The following is a 19,066-nucleotide window of genomic DNA, read 5'->3' on the forward strand; positions in this document are numbered from 1 at the left end:
CTCCAGCTTCCCATTTTTGTCATGACCAGGTTTTTGGCGCGATAGCAAAGCGGTTATGCAACGGATTGCAAATCCGTCGAGCCCAGTTCGACTCTGGGTCGCGCCTCCAAATATTTCTAAATGAAATCAACAACTTAGCCCACTTTTAGTGGGCTTTTTTGTGCCCGCATTTCCTTGAAAATCCCCCCAAATCCTGGCCTCTGCTACGCAAATCCGTAGCCATGCTGCGCATTAACGGATCATTTAATCCGATGAGACCAGTTGACATCTGAGCATTCATCCCCCGTCTTGTACGCATGGCAATCACCCGTCTCAACGCTTGCTAGAACGGCGGGTCAACGTGGTTCAACAGATGCCACTGGTGCTGCTGCACGTTTTAATAGCCCGCGTGGCGTTGCTGTGGACGCTAATGGAAAAATCTATGTGTCAGATCAATCAAATAGCACCATTCGCAAAATCACAATGACGCCTTGACGGTCTAATCAATTTTGCCATCACAAGTTTGTTGACTTTCATTGAAAACTGGCTCAGTTTGTCTGGCTAATCAACACACGTCGGCCTCTGGCAGTGGCTTGGGTTGGTCCATCGTGAGGCACATTGCGGTATTGCAGCGCATCGATGTGCAAGTGGGTCATTCCGTTGATTTGGGTGGTTTGAAGGTGACCTTGCGGTACCCACAAAACGCATCACAAAAACCATCGTAAAAATGGTGCCCCAGGGCACATCCAACAATAAGCCCGACAGGCGACTTGTTGATATTTCGTGACTCATAAACTATAATATTCATCATTAATAGTAAAAGCATGAAAATCTTGTCAGGGATTGTGAGCGCTGCTCACCAACAGTCTGCTTTTTTCCGTCTGCCCGCAAGGGTGGCCCATGTTGTGTGGCGTGATCAATTTGGATCAGGCCCATTCACCGATCGATGCAATTCATTTACAAAGACTTAGGCCCCAGGAAAATTGGCGAAACGGTCGTGGTGACCCTGACGAACCCTGCGAATGTGCGGCTCATGGACGATCTCAATTTTGCCAATTACAAAAAAGGGGTCAAACACATCTACACAGGGGGTGTGGTGCGGCAAACCACTGTGCGACTTGAAATCCCCACATTAGGCCATTGGCATCTTGCAGTGGACACCCAAGGCTTGCAAAGCTCGGGGTCCTTCGGTGCCACCGTGAAAATCATAGAAGGCTGATCAGGGCTGGCGCCGGCCAATCTGCCCTGTGCAGGGCCTGGATCGTTCGCCGGTGTGGGGATCCCCAGGAGTCAGCCAAGTTCTGGCCTTGTCCGTGCCTCAGTTGGCCCGGGCCACCCACACGGTGGCGCCTTCGGGGCCGTAAAGTTCAGCATGCGGGACATCGCGTGCCAGGCGGAAAAAATCACCCGCCTGAAGGTGCTTGACTTCGGCGCCCAGTGTCAACCAATACTCACCACGCGCCACATAGGCGCTGACATCAAAAGGGTGGGTGTGGGTCTCGAGCTTCAGGTCAGCGTCCCACTCCCGCACGATGATTTCGTCAAAACCTTCATCTTGGGATTGGGCGGTGAAACTCTCGAAGGTGGGTGTGGTCATGGGTGTTTCCTGTGAGGGATGAAAAAAGTGGGGTGCTTCGGACCGCTGCAGGCCGTGCGGCTCAGGCCTGATACCAGTCCTGGACGGCGGCCACATAGCGCGCTACACCTTCGGCCACGGTGGCTGCATCGAGCGCACCATAAGACAGGCGCTGGTAGTTGGCGCTGGCCGTGTCGTTCAGGCCGAAAGCAAAGCCGGGCAGGGTGGCCACGCGGTACTTTTCGGTCATGGCGCGGTTGAAGGCCATCGGGTCGGCCACGCCAGGCAACTTCATCAGCACATAAAAAGCGCCTTGGGTGTTTGGAAATTCAACCAGATCCCCCAGGCCTTGCAGTGACTGGTTGACCTGCGCACGCACCTGGGCCAGGGCTTGTACCTTGGGTTGCACCCAGTCGCGGCCGAGTTGCAGGGCTTGCAGCGCCAGCAATTGCGAGGCCACCGGGGCGCAGATCAGGTTGGTGTCTTGCACCTTGTTCATGGCCCCAAACAGGTCGGCCGGGAACACCACATAGCCGACTCGCCAGCTCGCCATGCCGAAGTTTTTGGACATGGAGTAAAACGACAGGGTGTGGCCTTGGGCCCCAGGAATGGACGCGGGAGAAAAGTGCCGGGCACCGTCGTAGGTGAAGTATTCGTAGGCTTCGTCGCTGAAGTGGTAAAGCCCTGAGCGGGCGCACAAGGCGTTCACTGCGCGCAGGCTTTCTTCGCTGTACACCGCGCCGGTGGGGTTGTTGGGCGAGACCGTGACGATGGCGCGGGTGCGGGGCGTGATGGCGGCGGCCAGGGCATCGACATCGAGGCGCCAGTCGCTGTGTGTGGGCACGGGCACAGGGACGCAGCCACACATGCGGATGGCCATTTCCTGGTTGAAATAAAACGGCATGGGCAAGATGAATTCGTCGCCCGGGTCGGCCACCGCCAGCACGCTGTTGAGAAACGCCATGTTGCTGCCTGCCGTGACCATGACGATCGACTCGGTGCCGCAATGGACATGGTTCTCGTCGGCCAGTTTTTGCCGAAAGCGGTCCACCAAAGAGGGGATGCCGCCCACGGCCTGGTATTTGTTCAGCTGGCCATCGGCCATGAGCGCGGGCAGCTCGGCCACGGCTCGCGCCGGGGGGCCGTAGTTCACCACGCCTTGGCCCAGTGAGATGGTGCCGGGGTTATCGCGCACCAGCTTGGCGATGGTGGGAATGATGGGGCTGTCCATCGCATCCATGCGGGCAGATTGGCGCTTCATGGGGTGTTCCGTGTTGGGAGGCTTGAGAAATCGGTCACTTGCCGTTCACTTACCGTTAATGGCCAGCAACTCGACCTCGAACAACAAGGTGGCTTTGGGCGGGATCACATTGCCCGCGCCGCGATCGCCATAAGCAGTGGCTGGCGGGCAGGTCAGCTTGGCTTTGCCGCCCACTTTCATCAGCTGCACGCCCTCTGTCCAGCAGGCGATGACGCGGCTCAGGGGAAACTCGATGGCCTCGTTGCGTTTGTAGGAGCTGTCGAACTCCTTGCCGTCGGGCAAGGTGCCTCGGTAATGGACTTTGACGGTGTCTGAAGATTTGGGGCTGGCGCCCGTGCCGTCTTTCAGTGATCGGTAGACCATGCCCGAGGCCGTGAGTTGCGCGCCAGGCTCTTGCGCCGCAGCGGCGGTCACCGTGTTTTGGGCCCAAGTGGGCGTGCAGGCCAACAAGACCAGGGACAGGGCGGCTGCGCGGGGTATTAAAAATGTGTTCATGGGGTGATTTTTGTGCAAATGAGGCAATGGGGGCTTCACTTTGGAGACAAGTTGGGCTGTTGCATTATCCGAAAGTCTGGGCTTGGGCCCATTGCCCCATGCGGGCGCTGCGTTCATGTTGCCCCGAACTAAACGTCCTGGATGCCCTGAAAGGCGCCAGGCAGTCGCGCAGTGGTCGCCATTCACATGAACGAGGGTCCCCGAATGGACCTGCGCCAGGCGTTTTTTTGCATAAACTGCCAGTTCAACTCAGGAGATGCACAACATGGCTTTGACGCTTTTGGCTTTTGACACCCCCAACGCCCGCAAAATCACCGTGGCCCTTGAGGAGATGGGTTTGCCCTTTGCCGTGCGAGTGGTGGACATCACCCAAAAAGAGCAATTCGATCCGGCATTTTTGAAGATCAGCCCGAACAACAAGATCCCGGCTTTGGTGGACACCGAAGGGCCCGATGGCCAGGCGCAAACGGTGTTTGAGTCTGGTGCAATCTTGATTTATTTGGCCGAAAAAACCGGAAAATTCTTACCCGCTCAAGGCGCGGGTCGGGTGGCTGCACTGGAGTGGCTGATGTTTCAGATGGGTGGCTTTGGCCCCGCGCCGGGTCAGGTGCACCATTACGCAGCCTTGAGCAACGAGGCCGACAAACGTTACGGTTTTGAGCGTTTCATGGCCGAGACTTTGCGCCTGTATGGCGTGATGGACCGCAGATTGGCGGCCCACGAATTTTTTGCCGGTGAGCTGTCGATCGCAGACTTTGCCATCCTGGGCTGGGTCTGGCGTCACCCGCGCCACCAAGTGGATTTGCAGCAGTTCCCCCACGTTCAGCGTTGGTACCAGGCCTTGATGGCACGGCCCGCGGTGCAACAAGGCTTTGCTGTGGCGCTGCGCCGGGCGTGATGCGGCTGCAAAACAGGCCGCCGCCGGTGCGCTGGCCCGCAAAAATGGCAAGGGGCGGAGGGATGAGCGCCCCTCCGTCCCCCGAAATCCTTGCGCCAAGCGGGGCCGCTGTCTGAAACAGGGCCTATCTTGTGGCTTAATACCGTTTTGCATTTTTTATCCGGAGCCACAGATGGGCAACAAAATCGTCACCGAAGCAGATCGTAAATTCACTCCCCCACTTCCCGCATTGCCAGGCGTGACATTGCGCACCGGCGGCCGTGGTCAGCGTGTGAGCCTGGAGCGCGGTGTGGCCACACGCAGCAAGAAAAACCCCGGCAAGCGCTCCACCAAGGGCGGTTGAACCCGGTGCGCCCGGCGTTTGCCGGGCCAGTGCCGAGCCACTGATGAACTCAGTGGCTTTTTTTTCGGTTGATGCGGAACCTGCACTGGCTGGGCCGCTGATCAAGGAGAGCGCAATGTTGATTTCTTACGGCGCCGTGCTGGTGGCCGGCATCATGCCGGTGGTGTGTGCGGGCATCGCCAAGTCGGGCTTTAAGGGCTATGACAACAGCGACCCCCGCGCTTGGCTGGCCAGTCAAACCGGTTTTCGGGCCCGGGCCAATGCCGCGCAGGCCAACTGCTTTGAGGCATTCCCGTTTTTTGCTGTGGGCATCATCTTGGCCTTGCTGACCGGGGTCGATCCGGCCACGGTGGACGCACTGGCCCTGTTCTTCATCGCGGCCAGGGTGGCCTACGTGTCTTTCTACGTGACCAACAAAGCCAAATGGCGCACCATGGCCTGGTCGGCGGCTTACCTGACGGTGTTGGCACTGTTCGCGCTGGCCATGCTGAATTTGCAGATCGACTGAAGCCAAAAACACCGCGTTATCAAGGCACAATAAGCGCTCTGCCCCGGTGGTGAAACTGGTAGACACACCGGACTTAAAATCCGTTGCTTCGTTCATAGCGGGCGTACCGGTTCGATTCCGGTTCGGGGCACCAATTGAGGAAAACACCATCATGAACCACGACAACGCACCGCTCGAAATTCACGTGCATGGTGATGTGCCAATCAAACCCGGCACCGACATCCAGGCGATACAGGAAGCGCTCAAGCCCCTTTGGCATTACGCAGGGGCGCGTTCTTGGCAAGAAGGCGCTGTGAGCCTTTACGAAGAAGAGCCGGGCATCCATTTTGATGCCACCACCCACCGCTTGAACCTGTGCTGGACCGTGCGCGGCGACGAGAATTTCCGCATGGTCATGGACGATCTGTGCATGAACCTCAACGACTTGTCGGCGGCGGGCACCCAGATCGAGGTGACCTTTTACGACACCGAATTTGACGACGAAGACGAGGCCAACGGGAGTGAGTCCCGAGACGATTTCGTGATGATGTTTGTGGGGCCTGATCCGGGCGCCATCATGCAGGCCCAGCGCGACCTGTTGGTGCACGATGTGATCAACATGATGGAGCGCCACTTTGACGGGGCCGAGTTGTCGGGCGTGGTGACCGAGATTGACAAGCTGTTCAGCCAGCGCTTTGACAGCCTGGTCAGCTCTCTCGAGCTTGGCAAACCGCCGCGTGGCTCGGGAGGTTCAAGCGGACATGGCGGCAGTGGCGGTGGACGCCGCCCAAGGCATTTGCACTGATCGGGGCGCACCATGAGTCTTGACCGTCTTCGTTCCGCGCTGAACCCGGGCGTGCGCTTGCGCGAAGTTTTTGGCTGGGCCATGTATGACTTCGCCAATTCGGGCTATACAACGGTGGTCATCACGGCGGTGTTTGCGGCCTATTTTGTGGGCGGCGTGGCCGACGGGGCCGACTGGGCCACCTTGGCCTGGACATCGGGTTTGAGCGTGTCTTATCTGATTGTGATGCTCACCATGCCGGGGTTGGGCGCTTGGGCCGACCGGGTGGCAGGCAAAAAACGCATGATGATGTGGGTCACAGCGGGCTGTGTGATCAGCACAGCGGCCTTGGCGCTGGTGGGGCCGGGTCAGGTGGCGCTGGGCTTGTTCATCCTGGTGCTGTCCAACACCTTCTTTTCTTATGGCGAGTCGCTGACCGCTTCGTTTTTGCCTGAACTGGCCAAGCCTGAAGCCATGGGCCGTGTGAGCGGTTGGGGCTGGTCTTTGGGCTACATCGGCGGCATGCTGACGCTGGGCATTTGCCTGGCTTATGTGCTGGCAGCCCAAGCGCGTGGCGAGACGGGTGGGCAGTTTGTGCCGGTCACCATGCTGATCACGGCGGCCATCTACGGCGGTGCGGCATTGATTACTTTTAGATTATTGCGAGAGCACTCGCCAGCCCGTCCTGAAGTGCCGATCCAGTCGGTCATACAAAGCCTGCGAAGCTTGCGCCAAACTCTGCGTGAAGCTTTGCCTTACCGCGATTTCACCCAGTTGCTGGCCTGCGCCGTGGCCTACCAGGGCGGCGTGGCGGTGGCCATCACCCTGGCCGCCATTTACGCCGAGCAGGTCATCGGGTTTCAGCCGCAAGAAACCATGGTGCTGATCTTTGTGCTCAACATCGCGGCTTTTGTCGGGGCCTTGCTCTTTGGCCACATGCAAGACCGCTTGGGTCACAAGCTGGCCTTGTCGCTGACCCTGCTGGGCTGGGTGGCCACCTGTTTCATCGCGGCGCTGTCTACCGACAAGGCCACGTTCTGGTGGGCGGCCGGGATCGCTGGTTTTTGCATGGGATCGAGCCAGTCTGCGGGTCGCGCCATGGCGGGGCTGATGGTGCCGCCCCATCGCTTGGGCGAGTTTTTTGGCCTGTGGACCTTTGCCATTCGGCTGGCCAGCATTTTGGGGCCGCTGACCTATGGCCTGATCACCTGGATGAGCGACGGCAACCAGCGCCTGGCGATCGGATCGACCTCGTTACTTTTCGTGCTGGGGCTGGTGTTGCTGATGCCGGTGAATGTGGAACGCGGCCGATTGGCGGCGCAATCGAATCCTTGAGCATTTCAGTAGGTCGGTGCCTTGAGGTCCGACAAGTTGTGTGATGCACCGTTGCCGTTTGAAATGTCGCTTCGCGAGAGTATGAATGTCGGACCGTAAAGGCGCCGACCTGCGAACATCATGGGGCTGGGTTGCTTAACAAGGCAGGAATGGCCCAGCAGACCTCTGGAGGCAAGCCCAGCCAGCGCTGGGCGGCGGCTTGCAGGCCTTGCAAGTCACCTGTGGTCATCAAGCGCATGGGCTGCGCAGCCCCATGGGGAGCCTGCGTGTTCAGCAACTGAGCCGCCGCCAGCAAGCGGTGTGTTTGACGCGCCACCGGTTCGCCCGTTGAAACCAACTGCACATCGGGTCCCAGCAACTGGCGCAAATGCTGTTGGACAAACACATAGTGGGTGCAGCCCAGCACCAGGGTGTCGATGTCGCCAGGGGCGCAGCCGAAGCTGCCCATGGCCTGGGTGTAGGTCTGCAGCAAGTGCATGATTTGCGCTTGCGCAGCCACTGCCTCATCGGGCAGAGTACTTTGTTCGATGGCCAAGGCCAGGCCGTTGCAAGCTTGCACCTCAAAATGCGCCTCGCTTTGCACGCTGGCCAACAGCCGCGCGAACTTGTCGCTGGCCACGGTGCCGCGGGTGGCCATCACGCCAATCTGGCCAGTCTGGCTCAGGGCCACGGCGGGTTTGAGCGCGGGCTCTACACCGACCAGCGGCAGTTGTGGGTGTTGCGTGCGCAGCTCATGGATGGCGGCGGCGGTGGCGGTGTTGCAGGCCACGACCAAGGCCTTGATGTGGTGCTGCGCCAGCAGGTACTCGGCAATCGCGTGGGTGCGCTGGCGGATGAAGGTTTCGCTTTTTTCGCCGTAAGGCGCGTGCGCGTTGTCGGCCAGGTACACAAAGCGCTCGAGCGGCAGTTCTTTTTGCAGGGCCTGCAGCACGCTCAGGCCGCCGATGCCGCTGTCAAACACGCCAATGGGGTGTGTTGGATCGGTGCTCATGGGGTGTTGGGCCTGAAAAAGGCCGCTTGCGCGGCCTTGTAGAGCTGGGGTGCATCAGCCAGCGGTCACGCCAATGCCCTTGAACTCGCCGGTGGCAATGCGCTTTTGCCACTCGGCAGGTCCCGTGATGTGGGCGCTGGTGCCGCCCGCGTCCACAGCCACCGTCACAGGCATGTCCACGACGTCAAATTCGTAGATGGCTTCCATGCCCATGTCGGCAAAACCCACCACTTGGGCATGCTTGATGGCCTTGGACACGAGGTAGGCCGCTCCGCCCACGGCCATCAGGTAGGCCGATTTGTGCTTTTTGATGGCTTCGATGGCGACGGGGCCGCGTTCGGCCTTGCCGATCATGGCGATCAGCCCGGTTTGGCCCAGCATCATTTCGGTGAAGCCGTCCATGCGGGTGGAGGTGGTGGGGCCGGCTGGGCCCACGGCCTCGTCGCCCACGGGGTCGACCGGGCCCACGTAATAAATCACGCGGTTCTTGAAACTCACAGGCAAGGGTTCGCCCTTGGCCAGCATGTCCTGAATGCGCTTGTGCGCAGCGTCGCGGCCGGTCAGCATTTTGCCGTTGAGCAGCAGGGTCTGGCCGGGTTTCCAGGCTGCCACCTGCTCGGGCGTCAGCTGGTTCAGGTCCACACGCTGGCTTTTTTCGGTGTCGGCCGTCCAGCCCACGTTGGGCCACAAATCGAGCGAAGGCACTTCCAAATACGCTGGACCCGAGCCATCAAGCACAAAGTGCGCGTGGCGGGTGGCGGCGCAGTTGGGGATCATGGCCACGGGTTTGCTGGCTGCGTGGGTGGGGTACAGCTTGATTTTGATGTCGAGCACGGTGGTCAGGCCCCCCAGGCCCTGCGCGCCGATGCCCAGAGCGTTGACCTTGTGGTACAGCTCCAAACGCATGTCTTCCACTGGGTCGAGCTTCTCGCCTTGGCTGGATTTTTCGAGCAGCTGGTACATGTCCAGGTCGTCCATCAGGCTTTCTTTGGCCAAGAGCACGGCTTTTTCGGCCGTGCCGCCGATGCCGATGCCCAGCATGCCGGGTGGGCACCAGCCTGCGCCCATGGTGGGCACGGTTTTGAGCACCCAGTCGACGATGCTGTCGCCGGGGTTGAGCATGATCAGCTTGGACTTGTTCTCGCTGCCGCCGCCTTTGGCCGCCACGGTCACATGCACATGGTGACCGGGCACGATCTTGGTGAAGATCACGGCGGGCGTGTTGTCCTTGGTGTTTTTGCGGTTGAAGTGCGGGTCCGACACGACGGAGGCCCGCAGCATGTTGTCGGCAAAGTTGTAGCCTTGGCGCACGCCTTCGTTGACAGCGTCTTCCAGGCTGCCGGTGAAGCCGTCGAACTTCACGTCCATGCCGACTTCGAGGAACACGTTGACGATGCCGGTGTCCTGGCAAATCGGGCGGTGCCCGATGGCGCTCATCTTGCTGTTGGTCAGGATTTGCGCAATGGCGTCCTTGGCGGCCGGGCTTTGTTCGCGCTCGTAGGCGCTGGCCAGGTGCGAGATGAAGTCAGCTGGGTGGTAGTAGCTGATGAACTGCAGGGCGGCGGCGACGGATTCAATCAGGTCGGCTTGTTTGATCAGGGTGGTCATGGGGGTTTGATCTCGAGAAAATCAAAAAAAGGTCGTCATCGGGCGCTCAGTGCGCCTTTTCGTGGTGCGACATGAGGCGGTCGGCGTAGGCAATGGCGATGGCGCTGAACAAGAATGCCATGTGGATGATGGTTTGCCACATCAGCACTTTTTCGTCGTAGTTGGCCGCGTTGATGAAGGTTTTGAGCAGGTGGATCGAGCTGATGCCGATGATGGCCGTGCCCAGTTTCACTTTGAGCACCGAGGCGTTGACGTGACTCAGCCACTCGGGCTGGTCCGGATGGCCTTCGAGGTTCAGGCGCGAGACAAAGGTTTCATAACCGCCCACGATGACCATGATCAGCAAGTTCGAAATCATGACCACGTCAATCAGAGCCAACACGACCAGCATGATCACGGTCTCATTCAGGGTCGTGAGCGGCGCATCGGCTTTGTAGCCAATGCTGCTGACCAGCGCCTGCAGCGCGGTTTGGCTGCCAAACGCCGCTTCGAGCAGGTGCACCAACTCCACCCAAAAATGGAACACATAGACCGCTTGTGCGGCGATCAGTCCCAAGTAAAGAGGCAATTGCAGCCATCGGCTGGCAAAAATAAAGTTGCTCAAGGGGCTCAATTTGCCTTGAGGGGCGGGCGGCTGGTTGGACATGGATTTCCTGAAAGTTGCATAAAGGCAGTGCCTTGGGGCGAACACTGATTTTAGGCGGTAGAAGTCCGATTTAATATCGGATGGCTGCAAGCCTGATGTCAGTCAGTGCTTTGTAAGAGCGAAAGCAGACATTTGCATCAGTTAAAAAACGACCATGTCATTGAGGAGACAAATCTGATGAGTTCCACCCTTTACCAACCCAGCGCCGATTTCGTGAAAAACGCCCATATTTCGGGCATGCCCGCTTATGAGGCGCTTTGCAAAGAAGCCGAAACCGATTACGAAGGCTATTGGGCCCGTCTGGCCAAAGAGCTGATCACTTGGAAGACCCCCTTCACCCAGGTGCTCGACGAATCGAATGCGCCCTTTTTCAAGTGGTTCGAAGACGGCACGCTGAACGCGTCCTACAACTGCCTGGACCGCAACGTCGAAAAAGGCCTGGGCGACAAGACGGCCATCATTTTTGAAGCCGACGGCGGCGAAGTCACCCGGGTCACCTACAGCCAGCTGCTGGCCAAGACCTGCCAATTCGCCAACGCGCTCAAAAGCTTGGGCATCAAAAAGGGTGACCGCGTGGTCATCTACATCTCGATGTCGATCGACGGTGTGGCGGCCATGCAGGCCTGCGCCCGCATCGGCGCGACCCACTCGGTGGTGTTTGGTGGTTTTTCAGCCCAGTCGCTGCGCGACCGCATCGAAGACACCGGTGCGGTGGCCGTGATCACTGCCGACAACCAGGTGCGCGGTGGCAAGTTGCTGCCCCTCAAATCCATCGTGGACGACGCCATCAACTTGGGCGGTTGCGGCGCCATCCAGAATGTCTTGGTCGTCAAGCGCTCGGGCGCCGACATCGCCATGACCGCAGACCGTGACCTGTGGTTGGCCGAGCTGGCCGACCAACAAGCCACCACCTGCGAGCCCGAGTGGGTAGGTGCCGAGCACCCCCTGTTCTTGCTCTACACCTCGGGCTCCACCGGCAAACCCAAAGGCGTTCAGCACAGCACCGGCGGCTATTTGCTGCACGCCGCCCTGACCACCCAATGGACCTTCGACTTGAAAGCCGACGACGTGTTCTGGTGCACCGCCGACATCGGCTGGGTCACGGGCCACACTTACATCACCTACGGCCCTCTGGCTTTGGGTGGGACTGAGATCGTGTTCGAGGGCGTGCCCACTTACCCCGATGCTGGGCGTTTTTGGAAGATGATCCAGGACCATAAGGTCTCGATCTTCTACACCGCGCCCACCGCCATCCGCTCGCTCATCAAGGCCGCGGAAGCCAACGACGCCGTGCACCCCAAGAGCTACAACTTGTCGAGCCTGCGCTTGTTGGGTTCGGTCGGCGAGCCGATCAACCCCGCTGCGTGGGAGTGGTACCACAAGCATGTGGGCGGCAGCAATTGCCCGATTGTGGACACCTTCTGGCAAACCGAGACGGGTGGCCACATGATCACGCCGCTGCCTGGTGCCACACCCATGGTGCCCGGCTCTTGCACGCTGGCCTTCCCCGGCATCCAAGCGGCCATTGTGGACGAAACCGGCAAAGACATGCCCGATGGCCAAGGCGGCATTTTGGTGGTCAAGCGCCCCTGGCCTTCCATGATCCGCAACATCTGGGGCGACCCTGAGCGGTTCAAGAAGAGCTACTACCCTGAAGACTTCAAGGGCAAGTACTACCTGGCGGGCGACGGCGCGATCCGTGACGAGAAAACCGGTTACTTCACCATCACCGGCCGCATCGACGACGTGCTGAACGTGTCGGGTCACCGCATGGGCACGATGGAAATCGAATCGGCCTTGGTCAGCTGCACCGAACTGGTGGCCGAAGCCGCCGTGGTGGGGCGCCCCGACGACACCACCGGTGAAGCCATTTGCGCCTTCGTGGTGCTCAAGCGCTCGCTGCCAAGCGGGGAAGAAGGCAAGGCGATTGCCAAGCAATTGCGCGACCACATCGCCAAGGAAATCGGCCCGATCGCCAAGCCCAAAGACATCCGCTTTGGCGAAAACTTGCCCAAGACCCGTTCCGGCAAGATCATGCGCCGCCTGCTGCGCTCGCTGGCCAAAGGCGAAGCGATCACGCAAGACATCTCCACGCTTGAGAACCCCGCCATCTTGGGTCAGTTGGGCCAGGCGTATTGATGGCGCATGCCGGACGTGATCCGGCATCCATGCAAAACGGCAGCCGAGGCTGCCGTTTTTTTGGGGGGTGTGCATCCTGTCGTCTCATGAACAGGATGCGTGACGCTATGGCCTTTTTTAGGTTTTCATGGCCAGGCCCAGGCGCTCGATGGTCGCTTTTTCGGACTGGAAGGTGTTGCGGATGAACTGGGTGTATTCCTCGGTGCCCATGTAGATCACCGATTGGTCGTATTTGTCGAAGCTGGCCATGACGGCCGGGTCTTGCAGCGTGCTTCTGAAGGCGTCGTGCAGGCGTTTGACCACGGCCGGGTCCATGCCCTTGGGGCCACCGATGCCAAAGGGCGAGTCGGACACGGTGTCGAAACCGAGTTCGTTGAGCGTGGGCACGTTGGGCCAGCGCTTGGTGCGTTTGCTGCCGTAGGTGGCCAGCAGGCGCATGGTGCCCGCTTCGACCTGTGGGGCCCAGCCGGTGGCGTCGCTGTGCGACATGACATGGCCGCCCAAGACCGCTTGCACGCCATCGGCGCTGCCTTTGAAGGGAATGTGGGTGACGTCGATCTTGGCTTTGCTGGCGAATTCGGCAAAGGCCAGGTGCGGTGTGGTGCCGTTGCCCGTGGAGCCATAGGTGAACTTGCCCGGGTTGGCTTTGGCAAAGGCCACCAAGTCGGCAATCGACTTGATGGGCGAGTCGGCCCGCACCACCACGCCAAAAGTGTAGCCGGTCAGGCAGGCGATGTAGGTGAAGTCTTTGAGCGGGTCGAACTGCATTTTTTGCATGTGCGGCAAACGCGCCACGCCGATGGTGATTTGCGACAGGGTGTAGCCGTCGGGCTGGGCACGCACCAGCTCATTGGGGCCCATCATGCCGCTGGCGCCGGGTTTGTTTTCGACGATCACTTGAACGCCCAGCGCTTTGGAGGCGCTTTCGGCCAAAGCGCGCATCACGGCATCGGTGGAGCCGCCTGCAGGCCAGGGGCAGATCAGTTTGATGGGTTTGGCCGGAAAGGCCTGGGCTTGGGCCAAGTTGGGGAAGGTCACCGTGACCGCGGCGGCGGCGGATGCTTGTACAAAAGTGCGACGGCTGGTGCCTGGGGTGTTCACAAAGGGCTCCTGTTGGAATGGGTGTGACCATTGCAATGGAAGCGGCGTGAACTGGCAAGAGGGCAAACCTGAGCCGCTGCCTGCGTGTGGTCGCTTGCGCGACTGAAGCTCAGTCGCCCTGCACCACGCCTTCGCGCCGGGCATCGGCGCCGCCAAACCAGCCTTTGGGGGTGCGCTCGATCGCCTGCAGGCCGCTGGTCATGTCCATTTCGCGCACCTCGTGGCCGCGCGCTTTCAGGGCGTCCACGGTGCTGCGGTCAAAACGCTGGGCTTCCAAAAAAGTGGGGCCACCCAGCGTACCGAAATTGGGCAGGTCAATCGCTTGCTGCGCGTTCAGGCCCCAGTGCAGTGTGCCCGTGAGCAGCTTGGCCGTGTAGTGGATGATGGCCGCGCCCCCGGGGCTGCCGCCGCTCATGAGCAACTGGCCTGTGGCTTGGTCAAACACCAGGGTGGGCGACATGGACGAGCGCGGGCGTTTGCCGGGCTCGACCCGGTTGGCGATGGGGCGGCCCTGCGCGTCGGCAGGGGCGAGGCTGAAATCGGTCAACTCGTTGTTGAGCAAAAAGCCGCCGGGGCGAGTCGGGTCGGTGGTCACCATGCGGCGCGAGCCAAAGGCGGCTTCGATGGTGGTGGTCATGGCCACGGCGCGGCCTTGTGCATCGACCACGCTGATGTGGCTGGTGCCGTATTCGGTTTGTGGGGGCATGGGGGCAAAACTGGTCGTTTGGCCACCGGGCTGGCCCGCTGGGGCCGCTTTCATGGCCTGGACACCGATCAGCTGGCTGCGTTCGCGCAGGTAGCCGGGGGCCAGCAAGCTGCGCCAGTCGCCTGCGGGGGCGCTCACAAATTCAGGGTCGGCCACAAACTGCGCCCGGTCGGCAAACGCCAGGCGCGAGGCTTCGGTGTAACGGTGCAGCCAGTCGGGTGCGGGCAGGCTGCCTGCCAACTCGGGGCCTTGGGGCTGGGTGTGGCCCAGCATGCCCAAAATTTGGCCTATGGCGATCTGGCCCGATGACGGTGGCGGGAAGCCGCAGATGCGGTAGGCCCGAGCTGAGGCGGTGTGGTCAAAACACAGGGCCTCGCGCATGCGGGGTTGGTAGTTGGCCAGGTCTTGCAGGCTCAGGGTGCCGGGGCGCGGTGCTTGCGCCGTGCGGGCCACCATGGCCTGGGCCACCGGCCCTTCGTGCAGGGCGCGGCTGCCACCCTCGGCAATGCGGCGCAACACATGGCCGTATTCGGTGTTGCGCAGCACATGGCCCACGGGCCAGGCTTGGCCATCGGCTTGGTAGAAAAAGCGCAGGGCCAGCGGGTCTTTTTTGAGCAGCGCATCGGCTTGCAGCAAGCTGTGCAAACGGGGGCTGACCCGAAAGCCTTGCTCGGCCAGCGTGATGGCAGGCGCCATCAACTGCGCCCAAGGCAGGCGGCCGTGCTGGCGGTGGGCGGCTTCCAGCATGCGCACCACGCCGGGCACGCCCACCGAATGGCCGCTTTGCACCGCGTCCGCGAAGGGCAGCGGTTGGCCCTGGTCTAGAAACATGTCGCCGCGTGCGCCAGCGGGGGCGGTCTCGCGCCCGTCGTGCGCGGTGACTTTTTGGCCATCAAAGTGCAGCAAAAACGCACCGCCGCCAATGCCGCTCGACTGCGGCTCCACCAGGCCCAACACCATCTGCACCGCAATGGCGGCATCGAGCGCCGAGCCGCCGGCGCGCAACACCTGGTGACCGGCATCGGTGGCCAGTGGGTTGGTCGCGGCCACGGCCTGGCGCGTGAAGGCCCAGCCGGGTTTGCTGGTGTTGCCGCTGGCCGCTTCGGGTTGCGTGGCCTGATCGGGCACGCTGTAGCGCAGGGCGTTGACGGGTGCTTGAAATGCTGGCCAGGTCGCACAGGCATTCAAGAGAGAGACACTGGTCAATACCAGCGTAAGACGTAAAGCTGCAAGGTTGGAGGTCATAAGCCGCTTTTGGATGGGTGGCGTTCTCGGACTGGTCTGCACAGGCGCCGTACTGCTTCAGGCCCTTAAAACACGCTGCTGCAAATGGGTTCTGAAATGACGCCGGGTGTGGATGAACAGGTGAACCAGCACGGTCTGGTCGTCAAACTCATAAATCACTCGGGTTTGGCGAACCAGGCGTTGTCTGAATTGGGGCAAACCCAGGGCCCGAAGCTCCTCAAGCGGCGTGCCACTTTCGGGGTGTTCGCCGATGTCACGCAGGGTGTTTTTGAATTCTTGATTGACCTCTTGCCAGACGGTGGCGCCAAAGCGTGTGATGACGTAGGGCTGAATGTCCCGAAAGTCTGGCTTGGCGGCATCCAGAATTTGGATGCGCCGTGTCATGGCTGTTGATCCATCTCGGCAAAAAAGGCGTCCACGTCGGTGACGCGCCCCTGCGCCGACTCTTTCTTACCCATGGACACCAATTTGAGCAGCGCAAAGGTTTCTTGCTGCCTTTCGTACTCAGCAATGTCCATGACCACCATCTTGGCTTCGCCGTTTTGGGTGATGATGAGGGGCTCCGGGTTGGTGGCGAAGTCTTTCACAATCTCAGCGGCATGGCTCTTGAGGTAAGAGATCGGCTTGATTTGCGTGGACAGGCTCATGGTTTCAACCGGTGATGGGACTGGGCCTGAATATAGTCCAAATTTGGTTTTTGTTCAGAACTTGTGTGCGTTGTGCAGCGCCACCTTCAGTTGCGGCAAAAGCCGCTGGGCCTCCATTTCGCCCGACTGCCGGGCCAGTCGGAACAATGCGGGAGTGGGGCGGCTGGCAAAACCCATGTCAGGGTGGATCGCAAAATCAGCGTGTTCGAGCGCCGGATCAATCAAGGACAATAGCAGACGGTCTCAACATGGAAGGGGTCGACATGTCGTCTTTACCGTTTGCTGAAAGCCTGGGCGGCTCCGTACTGGCTTGGTCGGGGCTGAGCACGGCACAAAAAATACTCTGTGGATACGGTGTCTTGATGGCCTTGGTTCTGCTGCCCACCTTGGCCTTGTCTTGGGTTGATGTGCGCACACTGCGGGAGGTGGGCATCTGGGCCAAGCCGATGAAGTTCATGGCGGGGACGGCACTGTTTGCCTTGACCACCGTCTGGTTGACCATGCTGGTGCCTGGCAAGGTGGGCCAGGGTCAAAGCTTTCAGTGGATCGCTGCTTTGATCATCGTCACCTCTTTGTTTGAGGTGGTGTACATCACTTACCAAGCTGCGCACGGTGAGGGCTCGCACTACAACACCACCGACCCTTTGCGGGCGATTTTGTTTGGCCTGATGGCTGTTGCCGCGGTGGGCTTGGTGGCATCGCAAGCCTGGCTGGCGTGGGTCATTTGGAAAGCTTTGGGGGGAGCGGTGCTCACACCCACCCTCTTGACGGTGCTTTTGGGCTTGGCCCTGACCTTTGTGTTGTCCACCGTGAGCGGTTTCATGTTGGGCGGCAAACAACCGCCAGCTGGCGTGGGCTGGCCGGTGGTGGGTTGGCACACTTGGCAAGACTTGCGCCCCGCGCATTTTTTGGCCGTTCACGCTCAGCAATTCATCCCAGTGGCGGGCATCTTGGCTGAGCGGATGGCAGGTCAGGTTGCCATACCGGGGGTGCTGACCTTCACGAGCGCGTACATCGCGGCGTGGTTCGCCTTGAGTTGGATGGGCATGGCTGCCTGATTCAGTGGGCCTGCTGGGGGCTTACTTCGGAGCCAGTCGAATCGCGCCGTCCAACCGGATGACTTCGCCATTGAGCATGTCGTTTTCGATGATGTGCTTGGCCAGCTTGGCGTAGTCTTGCGGGGTGCCCAAGCGGCTGGGGAAGGGCACGCCGGCGGCCAGGGCGTCTTGCACTTCTTGCGGCATGCCAAACAGCATGGGGGTGCCGAAGATGCCGGGGGCAATCGTCATGTTGCGGATGCCGTTGCGCGAGAGGTCGCGGGCAATGGGCAGGGTCATGCCGACGATGCCGCCTTTGGATGCGGCGTAAGCGGCTTGGCCAATCTGGCCGTCATAAGCGGCCACGCTGGCGGTTGAAATGAGTACGCCGCGCTCGCCGGTGGCTTCGGGTTCGTTTTTGCACATCGCTTCCGAGGCCAGGCGGATCATGTTGAAGGTGCCCACCAGGTTGACCATGATGGTCTTGGTGTAAACGGCCAGGTTGTGTGCGCCGTTTTTACCCACGGTTTTTTCGGCGGGGGCAATACCTGCACAGTTGACCAGACCCACCAGCTTGCCCATGGACGTGGCCTGGGCCACCACGGCCTGGCCATCGGTTTCGTTGCTCACGTCGCATTTGACGAAAGCGCCGCCCAGTTCTTTGGCAATCGCTTCGCCTTTTTCAGCCTGCATGTCGGCAATCACCACCTGGCCGCCGTTGGCCGCCAGCATGCGCGCTGTGCCTTCGCCCAGGCCCGATGCGCCGCCGGTGACGATGAAAACCTTGTCTTGAATGTCCATGTGTTGCTCCTGCATGTGGTTGACGTTACGTCAACGTCAATTATGCCCTTTGGCAAGGTAGGGCCCAAGGGCAAACCGTCTGTTTTTACCGCCCGTGGCGCTGCGGCTTGATGTGCTGCGCGGGCACCTTCCGGGCCAGCGACAACCCGTTGTGGCAGGTGGTGCTGTCGCCTGGCGTGCGGACAGGGGGTGAGCGCAGGCCGCGGGTGTGAGCGGTCATTCGTTGTGGTTCATCTTGTGCAAAAACATGCGCAAGAAAAAAGCGCCCATCAGCAGCATGACCACGATCACGACCAAACTCATCAGGCCGTAGTCGGTGGAAAACAAATCGATCAGCAGTTTCATGGTGCTCCCTTGGGTTGGTGTTGACGCTTCACTGTGCACTCAGGCGTGCGGCCAGTGTCTGATGAAAATCAAATCGGACGCACAAAGTCATGCTCCAATGCGCGGGTTGCTCTTTCCACCTTTTGACCCGCCTCTCCATGTCCAGCCCGTCTTCTGTTAATGCCGCTGTTTCCTCGCCACAAGTCTGGCTCCTGTCGGCCCGCTGGTTTCTGGCGCTGGGGGCGTTCAGTGCCTGCACCAGCGTGGTGTTCAGCGCCGCCTTTGCGCATTTGCCGGTGTTTGCCGGGGGCATGCCCACGGCGGTGCAAAACGCTTTGAGCCAACAGCAATTTCACTCGCTGGGTTTGTTGTTCACCGGGCTGGCGTTGCGGGTCTTTGGGGCATCGCGTTGGCTGCAGGCGGCGGGCTGGCTCATGCTGCTGGGTTTGCTTTTGTTCAGCTTCAACCTTTATGCACGGCACGTGTTGGGGATGCATGCCTTGCGCGCGCTGGTGCCTTGGGGCGGTGCGGCCTGGATAATGGCCTGGCTGGTTTTGGCCATGGGGCTGGCACAGGGAAGTGAAAAAATCAATCGAAAGGCTTGATCGGAAAGCTTTTTTCTATGGGGTCGATAGGAACTACTCATGAGTAGAAACCCTAGGT

23 protein-coding genes and 2 tRNA genes are annotated in these 19,066 nt (G+C 60.3%); 12 read left to right on the forward strand and 13 right to left on the reverse strand.

Annotation, left to right across the window (positions count from 1 at the left end):
- Positions 1-35 precede the first annotated feature (35 nt).
- From Q0O99_RS07920 to Q0O99_RS07930, 3 genes are all read left to right on the forward strand, one after another.
- Positions 36-109: transfer RNA gene (locus Q0O99_RS07920), tRNA-Cys, on the forward strand.
- A gap of 179 nt (positions 110-288) precedes the next feature.
- The gene (locus Q0O99_RS07925) at positions 289-474 is read left to right on the forward strand and encodes a hypothetical protein (RefSeq protein WP_293750216.1); all 186 of its coding nucleotides are present in this window, start codon (positions 289-291) and stop codon (positions 472-474) included.
- 451 nt (positions 475-925) lie between these two features.
- Positions 926-1,198, forward strand: a complete 273-nt coding sequence (locus Q0O99_RS07930) for a DUF1883 domain-containing protein (RefSeq protein WP_293750218.1) — start codon at positions 926-928, stop codon at positions 1,196-1,198.
- A 99-nt stretch (positions 1,199-1,297) separates the two neighbouring features.
- Here Q0O99_RS07930 and Q0O99_RS07935 read toward each other — a convergent pair whose 3' ends face one another.
- The 3 genes from Q0O99_RS07935 to Q0O99_RS07945 all read right to left on the reverse strand — a co-directional run bounded on the left by Q0O99_RS07935 (position 1,298) and on the right by Q0O99_RS07945 (position 3,311).
- Positions 1,298-1,576 (reverse strand): AraC family transcriptional regulator, encoded by a 279-nt coding sequence (locus tag Q0O99_RS07935; protein WP_293750220.1) that lies wholly within the window; start codon positions 1,574-1,576, stop codon positions 1,298-1,300.
- 61 nt (positions 1,577-1,637) lie between these two features.
- The gene (locus Q0O99_RS07940; RefSeq protein WP_293750222.1) at positions 1,638-2,816 is read right to left on the reverse strand and encodes a pyridoxal phosphate-dependent aminotransferase; all 1,179 of its coding nucleotides are present in this window, start codon (positions 2,814-2,816) and stop codon (positions 1,638-1,640) included.
- A gap of 45 nt (positions 2,817-2,861) precedes the next feature.
- Positions 2,862-3,311, reverse strand: coding sequence for an FKBP-type peptidyl-prolyl cis-trans isomerase (locus Q0O99_RS07945; protein ID WP_293750224.1), 450 nt, complete (start codon positions 3,309-3,311; stop codon positions 2,862-2,864).
- Positions 3,312-3,576: 265 nt separating this feature from the next.
- Here Q0O99_RS07945 and Q0O99_RS07950 point away from each other — a divergent pair, with 265 nt between their 5' ends.
- The 6 genes from Q0O99_RS07950 (at position 3,577) to Q0O99_RS07975 (ending at position 7,158) form a co-directional block, all read left to right on the forward strand.
- Positions 3,577-4,209 (forward strand): glutathione S-transferase N-terminal domain-containing protein, encoded by a 633-nt coding sequence (locus Q0O99_RS07950; protein ID WP_293750226.1) that lies wholly within the window; start codon positions 3,577-3,579, stop codon positions 4,207-4,209.
- Positions 4,210-4,381: 172 nt separating this feature from the next.
- Positions 4,382-4,552, forward strand: coding sequence for a hypothetical protein (locus Q0O99_RS07955; protein WP_293750228.1), 171 nt, complete (start codon positions 4,382-4,384; stop codon positions 4,550-4,552).
- A gap of 115 nt (positions 4,553-4,667) precedes the next feature.
- Positions 4,668-5,060 carry an MAPEG family protein gene (locus Q0O99_RS07960; RefSeq protein ID WP_293750230.1) on the forward strand — a complete coding sequence of 131 codons (393 nt, stop codon included), beginning with the start codon at positions 4,668-4,670 and terminating at the stop codon, positions 5,058-5,060.
- A gap of 40 nt (positions 5,061-5,100) precedes the next feature.
- Positions 5,101-5,193: transfer RNA gene (locus Q0O99_RS07965), tRNA-Leu, on the forward strand.
- 18 nt (positions 5,194-5,211) lie between these two features.
- Positions 5,212-5,844: a DUF6806 family protein gene (locus Q0O99_RS07970; protein WP_293750232.1), complete on the forward strand. Its 633-nt coding sequence runs from the start codon at positions 5,212-5,214 to the stop codon at positions 5,842-5,844.
- Between the two features lie 12 nt (positions 5,845-5,856).
- On the forward strand, positions 5,857-7,158 hold the full coding sequence (locus tag Q0O99_RS07975; RefSeq protein ID WP_293750233.1) for an MFS transporter: 1,302 nt from the start codon (positions 5,857-5,859) through the stop codon (positions 7,156-7,158).
- Between the two features lie 118 nt (positions 7,159-7,276).
- Here Q0O99_RS07975 and murI read toward each other — a convergent pair whose 3' ends face one another.
- The 3 genes from murI to Q0O99_RS07990 are packed head-to-tail and all read right to left on the reverse strand — an operon-like array spanning position 7,277 to position 10,403.
- Positions 7,277-8,149 carry a glutamate racemase gene (gene murI / locus Q0O99_RS07980; protein WP_293750234.1) on the reverse strand — a complete coding sequence of 291 codons (873 nt, stop codon included), beginning with the start codon at positions 8,147-8,149 and terminating at the stop codon, positions 7,277-7,279.
- A 54-nt stretch (positions 8,150-8,203) separates the two neighbouring features.
- Positions 8,204-9,757 carry a fumarate hydratase gene (locus Q0O99_RS07985; protein WP_293750236.1) on the reverse strand — a complete coding sequence of 518 codons (1,554 nt, stop codon included), beginning with the start codon at positions 9,755-9,757 and terminating at the stop codon, positions 8,204-8,206.
- A gap of 46 nt (positions 9,758-9,803) precedes the next feature.
- The gene (locus Q0O99_RS07990) at positions 9,804-10,403 is read right to left on the reverse strand and encodes a TIGR00645 family protein (protein ID WP_293750238.1); all 600 of its coding nucleotides are present in this window, start codon (positions 10,401-10,403) and stop codon (positions 9,804-9,806) included.
- A 177-nt stretch (positions 10,404-10,580) separates the two neighbouring features.
- Here Q0O99_RS07990 and acs point away from each other — a divergent pair, with 177 nt between their 5' ends.
- Positions 10,581-12,542 (forward strand): acetate--CoA ligase, encoded by a 1,962-nt coding sequence (gene acs / locus Q0O99_RS07995; RefSeq protein WP_293750240.1) that lies wholly within the window; start codon positions 10,581-10,583, stop codon positions 12,540-12,542.
- Between the two features lie 117 nt (positions 12,543-12,659).
- Here acs and Q0O99_RS08000 read toward each other — a convergent pair whose 3' ends face one another.
- From Q0O99_RS08000 to Q0O99_RS08020, 5 genes are all read right to left on the reverse strand, one after another.
- Entirely contained in the window at positions 12,660-13,643 is a 984-nt protein-coding gene (locus Q0O99_RS08000) for a tripartite tricarboxylate transporter substrate binding protein (RefSeq protein WP_293750242.1), read from the reverse strand.
- Positions 13,644-13,752: 109 nt separating this feature from the next.
- The gene (locus tag Q0O99_RS08005; protein WP_293750244.1) at positions 13,753-15,594 is read right to left on the reverse strand and encodes a gamma-glutamyltransferase family protein; all 1,842 of its coding nucleotides are present in this window, start codon (positions 15,592-15,594) and stop codon (positions 13,753-13,755) included.
- Between the two features lie 57 nt (positions 15,595-15,651).
- On the reverse strand, positions 15,652-15,978 hold the full coding sequence (locus Q0O99_RS08010) for a type II toxin-antitoxin system RelE/ParE family toxin (RefSeq protein WP_293750246.1): 327 nt from the start codon (positions 15,976-15,978) through the stop codon (positions 15,652-15,654).
- Entirely contained in the window at positions 15,975-16,241 is a 267-nt protein-coding gene (locus tag Q0O99_RS08015) for a type II toxin-antitoxin system Phd/YefM family antitoxin (RefSeq protein WP_293750248.1), read from the reverse strand. The genes Q0O99_RS08010 and Q0O99_RS08015 overlap by 4 nt, the downstream gene beginning before the upstream one ends.
- Before the next feature lie 54 nt (positions 16,242-16,295).
- A complete protein-coding gene (locus tag Q0O99_RS08020) occupies positions 16,296-16,472 on the reverse strand; it encodes a hypothetical protein (protein ID WP_293750250.1) in 177 nt (58 codons plus the stop codon).
- A gap of 131 nt (positions 16,473-16,603) precedes the next feature.
- On the opposite strand from Q0O99_RS08020, the gene Q0O99_RS08025 reads away from it, so the two are divergent.
- The gene (locus Q0O99_RS08025; RefSeq protein ID WP_293750252.1) at positions 16,604-17,299 is read left to right on the forward strand and encodes a hypothetical protein; all 696 of its coding nucleotides are present in this window, start codon (positions 16,604-16,606) and stop codon (positions 17,297-17,299) included.
- A gap of 21 nt (positions 17,300-17,320) precedes the next feature.
- Here Q0O99_RS08025 and Q0O99_RS08030 read toward each other — a convergent pair whose 3' ends face one another.
- Entirely contained in the window at positions 17,321-18,079 is a 759-nt protein-coding gene (locus Q0O99_RS08030) for a 3-hydroxyacyl-CoA dehydrogenase (protein WP_293750254.1), read from the reverse strand.
- A gap of 216 nt (positions 18,080-18,295) precedes the next feature.
- Entirely contained in the window at positions 18,296-18,424 is a 129-nt protein-coding gene (locus tag Q0O99_RS08035) for a DUF3149 domain-containing protein (RefSeq protein WP_293750256.1), read from the reverse strand.
- A gap of 137 nt (positions 18,425-18,561) precedes the next feature.
- Here Q0O99_RS08035 and Q0O99_RS08040 point away from each other — a divergent pair, with 137 nt between their 5' ends.
- Positions 18,562-19,008, forward strand: coding sequence for a DUF423 domain-containing protein (locus tag Q0O99_RS08040; protein ID WP_293750257.1), 447 nt, complete (start codon positions 18,562-18,564; stop codon positions 19,006-19,008).
- Positions 19,009-19,066 lie beyond the last annotated feature (58 nt).

Origin of the sequence: Limnohabitans sp. Rim8, from assembly GCF_945901735.1 — a bacterium.
Taxonomy (GTDB): Bacteria; Pseudomonadota; Gammaproteobacteria; order Burkholderiales; family Burkholderiaceae_C; genus Limnohabitans_A.

Coding starts and splice junctions, on each gene's coding strand:
- Q0O99_RS07930 (WP_293750218.1), top strand. CDS start 926: ATGCAATTCATTTACAAAGACTTAGGCCCCAGGAAAATTGGCGAAACG.
- Q0O99_RS07935 (WP_293750220.1), bottom strand. CDS start 1,576: ATGACCACACCCACCTTCGAGAGTTTCACCGCCCAATCCCAAGATGAA.
- Q0O99_RS07940 (WP_293750222.1), bottom strand. CDS start 2,816: ATGAAGCGCCAATCTGCCCGCATGGATGCGATGGACAGCCCCATCATT.
- Q0O99_RS07945 (WP_293750224.1), bottom strand. CDS start 3,311: ATGAACACATTTTTAATACCCCGCGCAGCCGCCCTGTCCCTGGTCTTG.
- Q0O99_RS07950 (WP_293750226.1), top strand. CDS start 3,577: ATGGCTTTGACGCTTTTGGCTTTTGACACCCCCAACGCCCGCAAAATC.
- Q0O99_RS07955 (WP_293750228.1), top strand. CDS start 4,382: ATGGGCAACAAAATCGTCACCGAAGCAGATCGTAAATTCACTCCCCCA.
- Q0O99_RS07960 (WP_293750230.1), top strand. CDS start 4,668: ATGTTGATTTCTTACGGCGCCGTGCTGGTGGCCGGCATCATGCCGGTG.
- Q0O99_RS07970 (WP_293750232.1), top strand. CDS start 5,212: ATGAACCACGACAACGCACCGCTCGAAATTCACGTGCATGGTGATGTG.
- Q0O99_RS07975 (WP_293750233.1), top strand. CDS start 5,857: ATGAGTCTTGACCGTCTTCGTTCCGCGCTGAACCCGGGCGTGCGCTTG.
- murI (WP_293750234.1), bottom strand. CDS start 8,149: ATGAGCACCGATCCAACACACCCCATTGGCGTGTTTGACAGCGGCATC.
- Q0O99_RS07985 (WP_293750236.1), bottom strand. CDS start 9,757: ATGACCACCCTGATCAAACAAGCCGACCTGATTGAATCCGTCGCCGCC.
- Q0O99_RS07990 (WP_293750238.1), bottom strand. CDS start 10,403: ATGTCCAACCAGCCGCCCGCCCCTCAAGGCAAATTGAGCCCCTTGAGC.
- acs (WP_293750240.1), top strand. CDS start 10,581: ATGAGTTCCACCCTTTACCAACCCAGCGCCGATTTCGTGAAAAACGCC.
- Q0O99_RS08005 (WP_293750244.1), bottom strand. CDS start 15,594: ATGACCTCCAACCTTGCAGCTTTACGTCTTACGCTGGTATTGACCAGT.
- Q0O99_RS08010 (WP_293750246.1), bottom strand. CDS start 15,978: ATGACACGGCGCATCCAAATTCTGGATGCCGCCAAGCCAGACTTTCGG.
- Q0O99_RS08015 (WP_293750248.1), bottom strand. CDS start 16,241: ATGAGCCTGTCCACGCAAATCAAGCCGATCTCTTACCTCAAGAGCCAT.
- Q0O99_RS08025 (WP_293750252.1), top strand. CDS start 16,604: ATGGCCTTGGTTCTGCTGCCCACCTTGGCCTTGTCTTGGGTTGATGTG.
- Q0O99_RS08030 (WP_293750254.1), bottom strand. CDS start 18,079: ATGGACATTCAAGACAAGGTTTTCATCGTCACCGGCGGCGCATCGGGC.
- Q0O99_RS08035 (WP_293750256.1), bottom strand. CDS start 18,424: ATGAAACTGCTGATCGATTTGTTTTCCACCGACTACGGCCTGATGAGT.
- Q0O99_RS08040 (WP_293750257.1), top strand. CDS start 18,562: ATGTCCAGCCCGTCTTCTGTTAATGCCGCTGTTTCCTCGCCACAAGTC.